The 16,235-nt window shown below is 26.0% G+C and carries 10 protein-coding genes; 7 read left to right on the forward strand and 3 right to left on the reverse strand.

Annotated features, from left to right (window positions below; all coding sequences use genetic code 11):
• Genes U880_RS0105025 through U880_RS0105035 form a run of 3 tightly spaced genes read left to right on the forward strand, consistent with a single transcriptional unit; the run spans position 1 to position 4,274 of the window.
• Positions 1–1,479: a hypothetical protein gene (locus U880_RS0105025; RefSeq protein WP_024655037.1), complete on the forward strand. Its 1,479-nt coding sequence runs from the start codon at positions 1–3 to the stop codon at positions 1,477–1,479.
• 16 nt (positions 1,480–1,495) lie between these two features.
• A complete protein-coding gene (locus U880_RS0105030) occupies positions 1,496–3,133 on the forward strand; it encodes a S1C family serine protease (protein WP_235048016.1) in 1,638 nt (545 codons plus the stop codon).
• 34 nt (positions 3,134–3,167) lie between these two features.
• Positions 3,168–4,274, forward strand: coding sequence for a thymidine kinase (locus tag U880_RS0105035; RefSeq protein WP_024655039.1), 1,107 nt, complete (start codon positions 3,168–3,170; stop codon positions 4,272–4,274).
• Positions 4,275–4,281: 7 nt separating this feature from the next.
• Here the strand turns inward: U880_RS0105035 and U880_RS0105040 are convergent, their stop codons facing one another.
• Together U880_RS0105040 and tmk are read right to left on the reverse strand one after the other, a co-directional pair.
• Positions 4,282–4,899: a hypothetical protein gene (locus tag U880_RS0105040; RefSeq protein ID WP_024655040.1), complete on the reverse strand. Its 618-nt coding sequence runs from the start codon at positions 4,897–4,899 to the stop codon at positions 4,282–4,284.
• Between the two features lie 32 nt (positions 4,900–4,931).
• Entirely contained in the window at positions 4,932–5,540 is a 609-nt protein-coding gene (tmk, locus tag U880_RS0105045; RefSeq protein WP_024655041.1) for a dTMP kinase, read from the reverse strand.
• Between the two features lie 74 nt (positions 5,541–5,614).
• Here tmk and U880_RS0105050 point away from each other — a divergent pair, with 74 nt between their 5' ends.
• From U880_RS0105050 to U880_RS0105060, 3 genes are read left to right on the forward strand one after another with little or no spacing between them, the layout of a single operon-like run.
• Positions 5,615–10,006, forward strand: coding sequence for a translocation/assembly module TamB domain-containing protein (locus U880_RS0105050; RefSeq protein ID WP_024655042.1), 4,392 nt, complete (start codon positions 5,615–5,617; stop codon positions 10,004–10,006).
• The gene (bamA, locus tag U880_RS0105055) at positions 9,954–12,476 is read left to right on the forward strand and encodes an outer membrane protein assembly factor BamA (protein ID WP_084543209.1); all 2,523 of its coding nucleotides are present in this window, start codon (positions 9,954–9,956) and stop codon (positions 12,474–12,476) included. Before U880_RS0105050 ends, bamA begins: the two co-directional genes overlap by 53 nt.
• 31 nt (positions 12,477–12,507) lie before the next feature.
• A complete protein-coding gene (locus tag U880_RS0105060) occupies positions 12,508–13,026 on the forward strand; it encodes an OmpH family outer membrane protein (RefSeq protein ID WP_024655044.1) in 519 nt (172 codons plus the stop codon).
• A gap of 30 nt (positions 13,027–13,056) precedes the next feature.
• Here the strand turns inward: U880_RS0105060 and U880_RS0105065 are convergent, their stop codons facing one another.
• On the reverse strand, positions 13,057–13,566 hold the full coding sequence (locus U880_RS0105065; RefSeq protein WP_024655045.1) for an STAS domain-containing protein: 510 nt from the start codon (positions 13,564–13,566) through the stop codon (positions 13,057–13,059).
• 74 nt (positions 13,567–13,640) lie between these two features.
• Here U880_RS0105065 and mutS point away from each other — a divergent pair, with 74 nt between their 5' ends.
• Complete coding sequence (mutS, locus tag U880_RS0105070) at positions 13,641–16,226, forward strand: DNA mismatch repair protein MutS (protein ID WP_024655046.1); 2,586 nt, start codon at positions 13,641–13,643, stop codon at positions 16,224–16,226.
• Positions 16,227–16,235 lie beyond the last annotated feature (9 nt).

Raw genomic sequence — 16,235 nt, forward strand, 5'->3', positions numbered from 1 at the left:
GTGGTTGTCTTAAAAATTGTATTGTTGTTTTTAATTTTTGTAAATTTAAGTGCCAATTTAAATAAGAGAGACGAAGATATATCTAAGATTCTTTTGATTGAGTCTAAAAGTTTTAATGGTACTCAAAGAGGACTTGATATGCTTTATGGTTCTCTTGAATTTAATTTAAAAAATTCCGATTCTCTTTATGAGCTGTCATTGAGGAATGATATTTCATTGTTAGATAGGATTTATTTATTAAAATCAGCCATAGAGATTAATAATTTTTCACTTGTAAAACCTTTGGATTTATACTGTCAATATTTTTCATTAATTTTGGATCAAAATGAGGATATTGATAAGAACAAAGAAATTATTGATATTTATGATAAGTTGGATGGTGATTTAAAAAATGATAAAGACTTGATTTATATGAGACTTGAGGCGTCCAGTAGACTTGGGGATTTTAGTGGTACTTTTGATAAAGTATTAAAAAGTGCTTTTTCTGTGTATAGTGATGATATAAGGTTTTTTAAGTGGTTTTTAAAGGAAGATAAATTTTTTGCAAGTCTTTTTACTAAGCTTAAGTTAAAGGAAGATTCTTTTTTTGAAAATGAAAATATTGATTTTATTTTTAAAAATACAACATTAAATGAACCTAATGCTGTTGCTTTGTTTACTTTTCTTAAGAATAAAAGCAAACAAATAAATGGTGTTCAGAGTATGTATTTGCTTAAATATCGTCTTTTAACACCTGATGAGGCCTATGGTTTTTTTAAAGAAGATCCGCCAAGTACGTTGCGTAACTATAAAATGTTTTATGATCTTTTGGGTGATCCTAATATACGAGAAGAATTTTTAAATTATTATAAAAACTTGTCTGGTGTATATTTTGTAGATGATAAGAATAATGTTGCAGTATTTAAAAATGGTGTTTTAGTAAATTTTTTTTCCAAAATATTGAATTATACTTCAAATTTAAATTTAGATGAGAAATATCTGAATAAGGTTTATTTCAAAAATAAAATTCCTATTCGTTATGAAAATGTTTTGTTTGGTTATAATGTTTATTATTCTGTTTATCCTTATGTTAGTATGATTGAGGTTCAGTACCCAAATAAAAAAGCCGTTTATATTTTTTCTTTGGATTCTTTTCGTTATGAAATTTTTGATAATTTTAGTTATAGTTTTGATTATGTAGGTATTAATAATTTTTTAATAGCCGATGTTCCAGAAATTTTTGTTCCTAATATGTTGAATTTGAGTCCAAAGCGAGTTTCTTCTTTTGATATTCGACAAGCTTTGATATCTAAAAAGATTTTTAATGAGAATGATGTTGTTGAAGTTAGAAATTATTCTTTTGGAGAATTAACTTCAGTTTATAGAAAAATTAATGACTCTAAGAAGTTTAATTATATTGAAATTTATGATAAAGGAGTTTTTAAAGCTAAAAGAGTTATTTTAGATGATTCTTTGGATATCTATCGTAACATTAAGTAGCTTTTAAAAATTATTGATGCATAGAAAAATTTTTATTGTCATTATGTTAATTTTTTCATGCAACACAATAAGAGATATAGATGACAAACAAATTTATTATGTTCCATCTGAAAGTATAAGTAAGCATATTGAGGACAATAATTTTGAATTTGCTCTTTCAAGTTATTATAATCTAAAAAATAATGGTTTTGAAATGGAGCAGAGTATTTTGGATTTAAGAGATAAAGCTTTATCTGGAATTCAAAATGAATATTTAAATTTTTGCAAATCTAAAGATTATGAGAGAGCATTATTTAAGCTTGAAACTTTAAATTTGTTTGGTATTATGCTTAATGAAAGCAAAGAACAATTAATTTTAAAACATCTTGAGAGTTTGAGGCACAAGGATCCCATGCTTGCAAGTTTTTTTGCAAAATATTATTTGTTTGATAATAATTTTGATTTTTTGCGAAATTTTGTTATTCATGAGAAATCTCCTTCAAAAAATGTTTTGCTCGACACATCTGTGTTAACAGTTTGGGTAGATATGGGCACTAAGATTTTAAATGGTAATAGAGTACCAAATATTGCTCTAGGGTCTTCTTTTGTTATTGATAATCTTAAGGGATATGCTTTGACCAATTATCATGTAATTAGTTCTCAGGTTAATAGTGATTATAATGGAGTTTCCAATCTTTATGTTAAACTTCCAAGAGGCAAGGGTGAAAAGCTTCCAGCAGAAGTTATTTCTTATTCAAAGGAGATGGATCTTGCATTAATTAAGGTTTCTTTTAAATTAGAGCATCAATTTAATTTGGATTATTCTTCAAATATTAATATTGGAGACAGGATTTATGCTATGGGTTCTCCTTTGGGATTTGAGAAGACTATTACTTCAGGAATAATTTCTGGTAAGAATAGAAACCTGTTGTCTGTGGGTGATTCTTATCAAATTGATGCTGCCATTAATCAGGGAAATTCTGGTGGACCTGTCATCAATGAGAATGGAGGTTTTGTTGGCCTTACATTTGCTGGATTTGTATATTCTCAAGGTCTTAATTTTGTAATACCTTCAAAATGGGTTTTAAAGGTATTGCCCTTTATGTATAGAGGTGGTGTTTTAAAAAATAATTGGTTAGGTTTTACTTTTTCAGAAAGTTTAAATAATTTGGAAATATCATATGTAGTTCCTAATTCGCCCGCAGATATTGGTGGACTTAGAAGTGGAGATTCTATTTTAAGTGTTAATTCTTTGAAATTTGATAGTTTAAGAGAATTGCAATATTATATCTTGCAAAAAAAGTCTATGGTAAGTGTTAAATATAAAAGGAATAATAAGGAATACGAGAGTTATTTATATCCACAAGCTCGACCCGAAAATATTGTTGAGAGTATCATTAATAGAGATTCTTTTAAAAATGTGGTGGGAGCTTTTTTAGGTTTAAATTTAAGTTTTGTTGCTGGAAAAGAGTATAGGGTTGTAAAGGTTTTTGCAAATGGTCTTGGTGATGAATTGAATTTTAGGACTAATGATGAAATTTTTATTTATGATTTTAAATATATTAAGGATAAGAGAGTATTTGTATTATTACTTTATGTTAAAAGATTGTTTTCTGGATATTTAGGAGCTCCTTTGCAGCTTATTATTCCTTTTGATTCTATTATATTTGTATAAATAAATTGAACTATGTTTTGGAGAGTTGATTTTTATGGGCTTTTATTTAAATTTAGTTAATGGCGATACTCGTTCTAAGCTTGATAATATTGTTTCTATTAGTCATTTTAATTTTAAAGACGATTTAAATCTAATGCTTATTATTGGTCCTATGGGTAGTGGTAAGACAGAATATGCTGCTAAAATTTATAAAGATTCTCTTATTGTTAAAAATAAATCTTCTGAAATTTTAACTTCTATCACAAGGGGTCTTAGAAATAGAGCCAATGTATTTTTTATTAGAAATATTCTTGATAAAAAAAGATTTAAGAATTATCCTGAGAATGTTATTCCTTATAGAGGCGGTGGGAGCGATAAGATTGATGGTGTTGATTTTGCTAGTGATTCTTTTGATGTAGGACAATTGATAGATAAAAATCCTGAATATGGAACTTTTATTATTGATGAGACTTGTTTTTATGATGAGCGGTTGGTATTTATTGTAAATAAAATAGCTTTAGATTTGAATGTATTATTTATACTTCCTACTTTACTTTATAATTTTAGAAAGGAAATATTTAATAACACGGCTAGACTTTTAATAGAGTATGCAGATAAAATTTGTAGTCTTGGGGCTTATTGTGAACATATTAATTGTATGGATGAATCTTTTTTAACATACAGATATTATTTTTATGAAGGTAAAGAAATAGCCGCACCTTATTTTGATCCTTTATTAATTGTTGGCGGTGATGAGATTGTTGAATCTGCTATTTATCCAAATTATGCTACAAGATGTTCTAAACATCATTATCTTGTTGGGAGAGAATATTTTTTTACTATTCTTAAACCTTTTGCATTATTGTATATTCAGGGTGATAAAAAATTTCTAGAGAGAGAAATTGTTGATTTAAAGAGTAATATTGTAAATTCAAATTTTCAAAAGTCTCTTTTAATTGAGGTTGGAGAAAAATATGATATTACTATTTTAGAAAATGTGTTAAAATTGCCTTTTTTGGCGGAAAGAGCCTTGATTACACTTTCGTTTGAGTATAATATCTTAAGTAAAGAAGATTTTAAGGAAATTGTTGATAGATTTTCACTTAGTAAAGATTATATTCAAAAAGTCATTGTTTCAAGAGAGTATAAGGGGATTTTTTAAAATAATATTAATAGAAATTTGGTCTTTTTTGAAAAAACTCTTTTGTTTTTTCAATGCGTGTTAATTCTCGGTTGATTATGTCATAGTAGTTAAGTTCTTTTATTTCAATTCTATAATATTCATCTTCCCAATTTGTTATTCCATTACCTTGTATCTTGATAAATTTGTATTTTTCTAATTGTTTATGGTATGTTAAAGCTTTTTTGTAATAAGAAGCGGCCATTTTATAAAAAATTATAGCTTGATTTAGGTTTTTAAGAATACCATCCTTTTTGGTAGTTTTATAGAAATATACATTTCTTGTGTCAAATAAATTACCTAAATATAGATGTTGCTTAACAAGAAGTAAATTTACATGCATTTTAAAGAGCAGCTTATATTTATTCCATGCTTCTTTTGTTTTTATTTGCGATAGAGAGTAATTTGGATTTCCAAACGGATATTTTAATGCGTTTTGTAGAAAAAAAATATTCCTTTTATAATTGTCTGGTTTTTTTTTCATATTTTCATTGAAAATGACATACCATTGTTCGGCATAGAAAAATTTTGATGATGCATTGACGTTAATTATGAGTAAAATTGAAAGTATTATTAAGTATAATACAAAAAAGTTATTATGAAACATGTTTTGTATCCTTCCCTTTATTATATTAGATGTTAAAATTTTATTAAATCAAAAATTTTCCTTGCACTTACTTCAAGATCGTGTTCATTTGAGTTTTCAATATATACAATATCAATTAATTGATCAAAAATTTGAAACATTTCCATATATCTAGAATTTATTTCTTTGAATTTAGCTTCTTCAAATTCAAAAAGATCCGCTTGTATTCTATTTTTTTGAATACGTTTAAATGCTATATTGGGGTCTGTTTTTATAAAAAAAAGTTTTTCAGGTAATGGAAAATCTTTATTTAGTTTATACCCTAATTCTCCTTGATATGCTATAGATGAAAATAAATATCTATCGCTTATTACTTTTGTGTGATTCTTATTTAGTATTGCTATTATTCCATTTTGTACATTATATAAATGTTCATATCTATCTGCAACATATAAATGTGCTAATGATACTTTTCGTAAGGGATTTTTAAAGTTGGTCAGTTGTTTTCTGATGAGTTTACCAATTATTCCTGTTGATGGTTCTTTTGTAAAATGGTATTTAATTTTATTATTACAGATTTTTTGTAATTTTTGGATTATACTTGTTTTGCCGCTTCCATCAATTCCTTCTATACAATAAAAATTTTTTAGGATCTTAGTCACAAAAATTATCTCCTTAGATATTTTAGTAATGAGATGCTTACTTTAAGTATTATATAATATATATTAATAGATCTATGAATTTGTTTTTTATAAGGAATAAAGTTACTCTATCTTTTATTTGCTCGATTTTAGTTTTTATATTTATTCTTATTATTTTTGTTTTGTTTGTTCAATTTCAAGTTTATTCTGCTAGGTTTTTTATTATGAATTATCTTGAGGCAAAATTGGGTTTTAAGATTAAATATAATAAAATAGATCCTTATTTTTTATCTTCAATCAAAATAGACAATTTGGAGTTGAGTTTAAACGAACAAGATAAAGTCTTGATGCATACTGTTAAGGTTAATTTAGATTTATTTAACTTATTGTTAGGAAATGAAAATATTGTTTTAGATATTTTTGTTAAGGGTAGTACTTTAAATTTTGATTTAAATGATTTTAAGAGCTTTAAATCAAAAAGTTCAATTCCTATGAAATTAGAGTTAAATGATGAAAAAGCTAGTCGTGTAATAATTGGAAAGATGTTTGGTTCCTTTGAAAGTCTTCATATGCATTTAGAAGATATTAATATTAATTTTAAATTAAGTTCTGGTAGATTTTTGAGATTTCAAATTAATAATTTTGTATTAAAGACCATTGATGATGATTTTTTATTTAATTTTGTTGTTAATTTTGGTCTTCCTGAAGTTTTATATCCTGATGTTAATAGTGAAAATATTGGTAATTCAGTCTTTTATTTTGAAGGTAAATTTAAAAAAGATCTTGAAAATGGGTATATTAACTTTAGTTTTTTAGAATTTTATACAGATTACTTTACTTTTCTTGAACAAGGATTTCAAATAAATTATTCAAAGGGTAATATTGAAATTTTTAATATTATAAGAGAAAATTTGGATTTTAATTTAAAATATGACTTTAATAAAAATTTTTTAAGATTGGATGCTTTGTTTTTTGATATAAATCTTTTAGAGTGGATAAAGCTTAATGATTATTTGAAAAATTACAATAGTTATCTTGATACAAGTTTGAATGGTCAATTTGCATTTTCTTATGATTTTAAAGATAAAGATTTAAGGTATGCATTTTTATTAAACTCATCTTTGAGTGATAATATTGCAGATAAGGAAATTCAGGGTGTTAAAATACAAGTTAAAGGTAATGAAGAAATTGCAGATATACAGAATGCTTTCATAAAACTTAAGAGAGGGTTTGTTGGGTATAAGGGTTATTATTCTTTAAAAAATTTAATGCCGATAGGAAAGCTTGATTTTAAATCAGCCAAAATATTTAATTTAAATGATATTAATGGGCATTTGAATTTTAGTAAAGAAAAACAGTATTTTTGTGTAAAGTCTAAAGATTTTAGAATTGGTAGACTGAAAATTCGAGATTTAAATTTAAAGACGGATTTTGATTCAAAGAATATCCATGTTGATTATTTGTTAAATTTTGTTAACAATAATTCTATCCTTTCCTTAAAGGGTGATTTTAATAGGGAAAATTTCAATCTTAATCTAGGTATTAAAGAGTTTCCTGTACTTTTCTTTAAAGATATTTTTCCAGAAATTTTTATGAGTAAAGTTATTCCTGAGTATTTTTTGTCGGGTAAATATTTAAATTTGAATTCAGATTTTAACTTAAATATTGTTGATTATACTAAGAGTAAATTAAATGATCTTAAGTTTACTTTATTTTCAAAATTGAATAATTTTAGTTTAATGTTTGATGCTAGTGGAGAAGGGAATGCTTATAAAGTAAAATATTTTAATTATAATAGTGGTGATTATAATGTAAATTCTAGTTTTTTGGTACATTTGTTTGATGATACTTTAAAGATAGATACTAAGTTTAAATATTTAAATAGGAATTATCCTGTTTATTTTGAATTTAATTTTAAAGATAGATATGCCAATTTAAAACTTTCACCCAAGGCACAAATCAATTTAACTTATTCCGATTTAATTATAGCTTGTTTTTTTGATATTAATGATTTTCGTTTTTATAATGGCGATTCTGAAATTTTGTTAAATATAAATTCTTATGGTGATTATCAAAGAGTGACAGATGATTTGAGTATTATGCTCTCTAAATTTAGGTTAGATAAAATTTCTATTAATCCTAATTTTAATTTTAATTTTAGTTTTGAGGGTTTATATAAAGATAAAAAAGTTAGTCTTTCGAATGTTAAGTTTGTGAATAAAAATTCAAATTTACAAGGTCAAGGATATTTAAATTTAAATAATAAGCTTAATGGTAATTTAAATTTGTTTTCAACTTTAAGTTCTGAACGTTATTTTTTAGGAATTGATACTAATGAGGATGGCAGTTATTTTGTTGGTAGATTTCAGGGGTTTAATTTTGATAATTTGAAATTCTTATCATTTTTAAGTGGTAAGCTTAATGGTAATTTTATACTTAATTTTAAAGATAGTGATTTGTTTAAATATTCTCTTAATGCTTATCTTGAAACAGATGGTCTCTCTTTGGTAGGTATTCCTACATATTTTTCTTTAAATTTGGGATTGGTTGATAATAATCTTAATGTTTATAATATAAAGGCCATTCAAAATAAAAGAGAAGTTTTAACAGGTAATTTTAGATATGATTTTAAAAATTCTATTGGGCTTTCTAATTTAAATGTTAATAGTGATCTTTTCTCTTCAAAAGTGAATGCAAGTTTTCAAATGTTGGAAAATTCAGCCGAAGAAGAATTTGGAATTGTAAGGAGTGAAATTGATGGAGAGATTGCATTAAGAGAATTAATGTATAAAGACAAAAATCTTTCTGAACTTACAATTGAATTTGAAAATAATTCTGAAAGATTGATGATTTCATCAATTGAATATGATTTGATTAGTTATTTATATGAATATGCTAATGGCAATTTTAATTTGATATTAAATGATTATTTACCCCTTAGTTTTATTGCAACAGGAAATATTTTGAAGGATAAAATTACAAGTAATATAGGGAATATTAAATTTAATTCAAAATTAATTACAGAAGATTTATTATCGTCACAATTTCTTTTTAATATTAAGGAACATTTTGTTCTCTATGATCTTGATTTAGTTGGTGAATTAGCGCTTGATGGTGATTTATATAATCCAAATCTTAATGGAAAATTTCAGGTTTTAAATGGTTCTATGAGTACTGAATATTTAAAATCATTTAGACAATATGGTCAGAGTAGAATTTTAGAGTTAATTAATGTACCAGTTTCTATTAAGGATAATAGTGTTATTATTGAGAATAAATTTAATTTGGATTATTACTCCGCTATTGATGTTGTTGCTCATTTAAATCTTAATTTTTTAAGTGATAGTATTGTTGATTATTATAAAATAGATATTAATGTTTCTGGTAATTCTGGGGTACCTATCAAATTTGATAAAGTGACTATAAATTTTGTTGGACATGCTTCGGGTGATTTCTTTATTGAAGGTAATTCTGAAGAGATTATGTTTAAGGGGGATTTAAATGTCTCTAATGCGTGGTTTTATTTGCTTGAAAATTCAATTGTTGATTTATTAATAGATCCTTATAAAAAATCAAAGAATGTTGGAGTGTTTAATCCTGATTCTAAGGGTTTAGATATTGTGACGGATCTTAAGATTAATTTTGATAATAATGTTGCTTTTCATTGGCCAGATAATAAGATTTCTTTTTTAAATGCTGTTATTGTAAAAGGAAATACGCTTGAAGTTAAATCAGATACTAAAACAGATGATTTTATTCTTAAGGGTGATTTAAATATTGCAAGTGGTTCTTTTAATTATAATGGCAAACAATTTGTGTTTCGGGGTGTATCGTATATATCTTTTAATGAGAATAAAAATAAATTTGATCCTTGGGTAAAAGCTGAAGCTACAAATATTATTAAAGATGGTGGTGAGAATTTATTTATAACTATGACTATAGATAGTCCTTTAAGTTTATGGGATTTTAGGTTTTCATCTTATCCTGTACGAACAGAACAAGAGATTAAATATCTCTTGTCAAATGCAATAATTGGAGGAGGTAAACATGGATTACAATCAGCAGGTGTAAATACGCTTGAAATGGCACTTGGACTAGTTGGAGATATCCTTATTGATTTGATTGTACAACCTATTGAAGATTATATGCGTTCTGTATTAAAATTAGACCTACTGAGTATAAAAACGGATATACTAAGGAATGCTATTGGTACTTTGAGAAATTCTCCTACGTTTGTAGGTGTTCTTGATAAAACAAATGTTACAGTGGGTAAATATATTCTTGATGGTGTTTTTGCCAAAGCAGGATTTGGATTTTTAATGGAAGAAGTAACACCATTTTCTCAAAATTTAAATTTTAGTATTAATCTTGGTCTTGAACTTGATTCTCCGTTTTTCTTTATTGATTATACTTTTGATTATAATTTTATGAAGCATGGTTATGGTTTCGGGAGCCAGGTATCTATTTTTTGGAAATTTAAATATTGAGGGGTTTGAAGTGCAGTTATTTAGAACCTTTATTTTTATAGTTTGTTTTTTATTAGTATTTAATCTGTCTTATTCTCAAGATGGTTATAAGGGTAAGATTATAAAAAATATTGACTTTATTGGGCTTAAAAATATAAGCGAAGATGATCTTAAAAGTATTTTAAATGTTTATTTGGGTCAGTATTATTCTGATGAACTTTTTGATAAATTACAAGTTGATCTTTATGCTCTTGATTATTTTGATGGACTTATTCGCCCTGAGTTTAAACTTGATGATGATAAACTTGTAATTGTATTTTTTGTAAAAGAAAAATCGTTAATAAAAAGTGTTACTTTTGTTGATGATAGTGGAATTTTTTGGAATAGTGAATTACGTGAAAAGTCGAATGTTAAGGTAAAAGAAGCTTTAAATCTTTCAAAAATCAAAACAAGTGTTATTAAATTTGAAGAAATGTATCAAGATGCTGGGTATTTTGATGTTGCTGTTACATATGATATTAAAGAAGAGAATAGTTTGGTAAATATTGTATTTAAAATTAATGCAGGACCTAAATATATTGTTAAAGAGGTTTCTTTTGAAGGCAATTTGAATTTTAAGAGTCGTATTCTTAGGAAGTATCTTGTATCAAAACCAGCATCTTTATTCTTTGATGGTAAGTATTTAAAATCAAATATTGATAAAGATAAAATGCGGCTTGAATCTTATTATAAAAATAATGGATACATTAATGCGAAAGTTGTAAATAATATTGTAGATATACGTGTTCCTAGTGATTCTAAAAAATTAGAGAGAGAAGTTTACTTAAAATATTTTATTTCAGAGGGTGATATTTTTAAATTTGGTAAATTTGAAATTATTGGAAATTTGGTTTTTAAATCGGAAGAATTATTATCTTTAGTTACTTTTAAAGAAGGAGATATTTTCGATGAGTCAAAATTTGAACAAGATTTTGCAAAGATTAGAGAGAAGTATTATTCTGATGGTTATATCTTTACAGAGATTATTCCTTCTCAAACTATAAGAGATGATTTTGTAGATTATTCTATTAAAATATTAGAAAAAGATAAGGCACATATTGAGTCTATTACTGTTTCAGGTAATAACAAAACAGATTCTCATGTAATACTTAGAGAAATACCATTAATTGAGGGAGATGTTTTCAGTTTGGAGAGGCTTCGTATGGGAATGCTTAATTTGCAAAGGCTTGGTTATTTTGGAAATGTGATACCTGATGTTGTTCCAAGTAATATTGAGGGCTTAATGAAAATAAATTTTGTTGTTGAAGAGAGAGAGACAGCAAGTTTGAGATTTGGTATGAATTTTGGTGGTATTACTAATTCTTGGTTTCCATTTTCGCTTTTTGGACAGTGGGAACAATCTAATTTTTTAGGTAAAGGATATTCTCTTTCAGTAAGGCTTAATCTTGCTTTTTCTGAACAAAGTATTCGGTTGATGTTTGAAGATAATTGGTTTATGCAAACTAGATGGACTATTGGGGGGTTTTTTGATTTGTCACATTCTGTGAATACCGCTTATCAAGATATTAATGGTCCTATATTTATAGGTAAAAAAGAGGTTCCAGATCCTTTTGTAAGTTGGGAAGCATATAATAATGCTAAAAATTTTTCTGATTTTAATATTATGAATTATTCTTTGACCAAGTTTAGTATTAGTGGATTTACTGGCTATGCTTTTTCTAATTATCTTGGAAAGCAGTCATTTATTGGAACTATTCAGACAGCTTTAAAATATGTATATTATGATGATAATGTTAATAGACCTTCAAATTATTATTTGAGAGATAATTATAATACTATTAGATTTGAAAATTCTTTGGGAATTAGTGTTGCGTGGGATACGAGAAATTCTCAGTCTTTATCTAATAATGGTTTTTTATTTAAACAACAATTTGATTTTTTTGGTGGATTTTTATTTGGACAAAGTCATTTTTCAAAATCCACAACAACTTTTGAGAGATATTTTTCTCTGTTAGGTTATCAAGATGTTTTTAGTCCGTTTATCGATTTAATCTTGACTTTTAGAAGTATTTATTCAAATATTTTGCCACCACTTGGAAATGGTTTTGAAATAGAGATACAGCCGCATCATCTTTTGGTTATTAGTGAAAATTTTATGGTTGCTAGGGGATGGGGAACTTTGAGTAATATTTATAGTTCTTTTGTAAATACTATTCAGTTATCAATGCCTTTAATTAAAAATATTGTGGTTTGGGATATTTTATTTTTAGATATGGCTTCTTATGCTCTTGAAGGACAAAAAAATGCTTTATTTGTGCCTTTTAGTAATTTTATTTTTAGTTGGGGATCTGGGATTAGATTTGTTTTACCTCAAATACCTTTGTCCTTTATGATGGCTTATCCATTTTATTTTGATAATGGGAGTATTAATAGATATTATAATTATTTGGGAGGATTTCGATTTTTCTTAGCTATTGATATGAGATACTGATATAATTTAGGTAATTTTATAGGGAGGTTTTATGGCTTTCATTGTATTTTTATTTACATGTTTTTTTCCGTTAAATCTTTTGTCACTTAATGTTACAAAGATTGGTATTGTGGATTTTGAGAAAGTTGTAATTGGGTTTTTAAGTCCTCAATTAAAGTCTAACCTTGAACAGTTGAAAAATCATTATCAAGAGCGAATTGATACTTTGAATTCTGAGATTAAAGATTTAAGGAAAATGTATGATGATTCTATGGAGATACATGATTTAGATAATGCTAAATTATATGGTAATCAGTATAATTTAAAGATTGATGAACTTAAAAAACTTAAAAATTTGGCGAAAAGTAATTTTGAACAACAAAAACAAATTAATATAAACAGCTTAAATAATGATGGAATACTTTGGAGTAAGATACTTAAGAGTATTCAACACGTTGCAGAAACCAGTGGTATTTCTTTGGTTATGAAAAAGGATAATCCTTATATTCTTTATTATAATAGTACAGTTGATATAACGGATGATGTTGTTAAGTATTTAAATGAACAATAGTGTATTGTTATAATATGTTTTTGTTTAATTTTAATTGCTATTTTCTTTTTTAAGTCTTCTAATTAGAGTACAAAATTCTTTTTTGTTGTCTCTATTTAGGCTTGAAAGTAAAATATGTGATTTTAGCATAGATTTAAATATTGTGTTTTTATGTGTGTTAAAACAAAAATATTCTTGCATATCACTTTTATGTAATTTTTCTTTTCTATTTTCTATTTTTAATATTTTTTCAAGACCAAGCGATCTTAAGTTTTGAAGTGCTTCTTTACTAGAATTTATTATTTTGAAATTTTTTTTATGCTCATTGCTTTTATTGTCAATATATAGCAATACTCCCATAAAAGTTGAATCTAAATATTGAGTTTCAGATAAATCTATATATAAATTATTTATTTTATCATTGTTATTAATAAATGTATTTTTAATGAATGTTTTAAAATTAACAGAATATAATGCTGTGAATCTGTTAATTAGCTTTATGAAAATAGAATCGCCTTTACACACGTAAAAGACATTGCTTTGAGAAGTATCTTTTTCCATTTTTCATTCTTTTGATATTTTTAAGTATATTGTAAAGTTTTAATAATATCAATTATAATTTTAGTGTTATCTATATGAAAAAAGATATTACGCCGATGATGAGGCAGTATTTAGATATTAAAGACAAATATAAAGATTCTATTCTATTTTTTAGAGTAGGTAGTTTTTATGAGATGTTTTTTGATGATGCTATAGAAGGAAGTAAGCTTTTAGGTTTAACTTTGACTAAAAGAGAAAATGTCCCTATGTGTGGGGTGCCTTGTCATACAAGCAGAGAATATATTAAAAAATTAATTTTGCTTGATAGGAAGGTTGCAATTTGTGAACAAGGATTGCAAACTGAGCCTAAGGGTCCATTAGAAAGAGAAGTTGTTGAAGTTATAAGTCCTGGTGTTGTGATTGATGAGGATTTTTTACAAGATGATGTTAATAATTATTTAGTAGCTATTAGTGATTATAAGGATTATTGTTCATTTTCTTATATAGATTTATCAACATCTAAGCTAGGAATTATTTTTTATAAAGGAAATTTTTTAGAAAAGTTAAGACGTGATATTGAAAAATATTCTCCAAAGGAAATAATAGTTTCTGATGATTTTTACTATGAATATTTAGAAAAGCTTGTTCTTGATCGATTTTTAGTTAATAAAGTTCCTAGTTGGCATTTAGATAAGGATATTGCTATTAAATCATTGAAAGAACATTTTAATGTTGTTAGTTTAAGTGTTCTTGGTTTTATAGAGAGTGAGCCTTATTACATTTCATCTTTTTTAATAATAGATTACATAAAGAACAATTTAAAAAATTTATTGATTAATATTGATACGATTAATATTAATAATGATTCTGATTATATGTTTCTTGATGATGTTACTCAGATAAATCTTGAACTTGTAAAAAATAATAATGATTTGACAGTTTGCTATTCTCTTTATTCAGTGTTGAATGATTGTAAGACACCAATGGGAAAGAGACTTTTAAGAGAGTATATATTAAATCCTCTTTTGGATATTGGTGCAATTAATAATAGATTATTTCATGTAGACTTTTTAAGTAATAATGTTAATTTAAGCATGCAATTGAGAAATATTCTTAGTGATGTTTGGGATATTGAGAGAATAATATCAAGACTTCAGATGAGAAAATATGTAAAAAAAGATTTTTTGTTTATTAAAGAAACTTTGTTGGCATTTTTTTCAGTGAAAGAATTACTTAATGAACATTCTTTTAATTATTGGATATTTGATGTTAATGATGAAACCAGCATAATGGAAGTTTATTCTTTAATTGATAGTTCTATTTCAAATGAACAAGATGAACTTATAAAACATGGGTATAATGTTAAGATTGATCGTTTAAGAGAAATTAAAAATAATGCAAGTAAGTATATTGATGATTATCTTAATTTTGAGAGAGATTTTAATAAAATTAATAGTCTTAAGATCAAGAAAACTAACATTAAAGGTTTGTTTTTTGAGGTTACAAAAAGTTATTATGGACAAGTTCCATCTCACTTTATAGAGAGTCAGAATTTAAATTCTGCTAAGAGATACAAAACCAACAAACTTATTGAACTTGAGCGAGATATTAATGATGCTGAAGATAATTTGTTAGCTTTTGAGCAGGAAATTTTTGATGAGATAGCTTTAAGAGTTGTTAAATATAGTGTCATTATTAAAAAAATTGCTGAGTTTTTTGCGTATATCGATGTAATTGCAAATTTTGCATATTTGGCTAGAAAAAATGAATATGTAAGACCTATTTTGACAAATAATAAAGAAATTATTCTTGAGTGTGCTAGACATCCTGTTGTTGAGCATTATATGAGAGGCGTTGGATCTTTTACTAAAAATTCTGTCAAAATTAATAGTGAGAAATATTTTTGTTTGATTACTGGCCCTAATATGGCAGGAAAATCAACTTATTTGCGTCAGACTGCGTTAATTGTTTTAATGAGTCATATTGGATCTTTCGTGCCTGCTAGTAAGGCGATAATAGGGGTTACAGATAAGATTTTTTGTAGAATAGGTGCAAGTGACAATATTGCTAAAGGTGAATCTACGTTTTTAGTAGAAATGAATGAGACGGCTAATATTTTAAGGAATGCAACTCAAAATAGTTTAATTATTATGGATGAAGTTGGTAGAGGTACTAGTACTAATGATGGACTTGCTATTGCCTATTCAATTGTTGAATATATTTTAAAGCATATTAAGGCTAGGAGTTTATTTGCAACTCATTTTCATGAACTATCAGCTATTAATCATGATTCTTTTGTGAATCTTTCAATGAAAATAGAGCAACAAGGGGATGAACTTATTTTTTTAAGGGAGGTCGAAGAGAAACCCTCTCTTAATTCTTATGGGATTTATGTTGCTCAAATAGCTGGCATACCTTTAGAAGTTGTAAAAAGAGCTAATATTATTCTTAAGAGTTTGGCTAGTCGAGAACATTTTTGTATATCTAATTTTACTACTATGACTTCTGTTATTGATGAGAAATTACCAGAAAAAAGTTTAAATTATCAGTCTGAACATAAGTCTGAACTTAATGCTTATTTTGAACTTCAGAATTTTATCTCTCAAATAAATATTAATAGTATTACTCCTTTTCAAGCAATGAATCTGTTAAATGAAATAATATTAAGAATTAAAACTTAAGATCGTGTC

Origin of the sequence: Borrelia hispanica CRI (assembly GCF_000500065.1) — a bacterium.
Taxonomy (GTDB): domain Bacteria; phylum Spirochaetota; class Spirochaetia; order Borreliales; family Borreliaceae; genus Borrelia; species Borrelia hispanica.

Coding starts and splice junctions, on each gene's coding strand:
- bamA (WP_084543209.1), top strand. CDS start 9,954: ATGGTTATGGTTTCGGGAGCCAGGTATCTATTTTTTGGAAATTTAAAT.
- U880_RS0105040 (WP_024655040.1), bottom strand. CDS start 4,899: ATGTTTCATAATAACTTTTTTGTATTATACTTAATAATACTTTCAATT.
- U880_RS0105060 (WP_024655044.1), top strand. CDS start 12,508: ATGGCTTTCATTGTATTTTTATTTACATGTTTTTTTCCGTTAAATCTT.
- mutS (WP_024655046.1), top strand. CDS start 13,641: ATGAAAAAAGATATTACGCCGATGATGAGGCAGTATTTAGATATTAAA.
- U880_RS0105030 (WP_235048016.1), top strand. CDS start 1,496: ATGCATAGAAAAATTTTTATTGTCATTATGTTAATTTTTTCATGCAAC.
- U880_RS0105050 (WP_024655042.1), top strand. CDS start 5,615: ATGAATTTGTTTTTTATAAGGAATAAAGTTACTCTATCTTTTATTTGC.
- U880_RS0105065 (WP_024655045.1), bottom strand. CDS start 13,566: ATGGAAAAAGATACTTCTCAAAGCAATGTCTTTTACGTGTGTAAAGGC.
- U880_RS0105035 (WP_024655039.1), top strand. CDS start 3,168: ATGGGCTTTTATTTAAATTTAGTTAATGGCGATACTCGTTCTAAGCTT.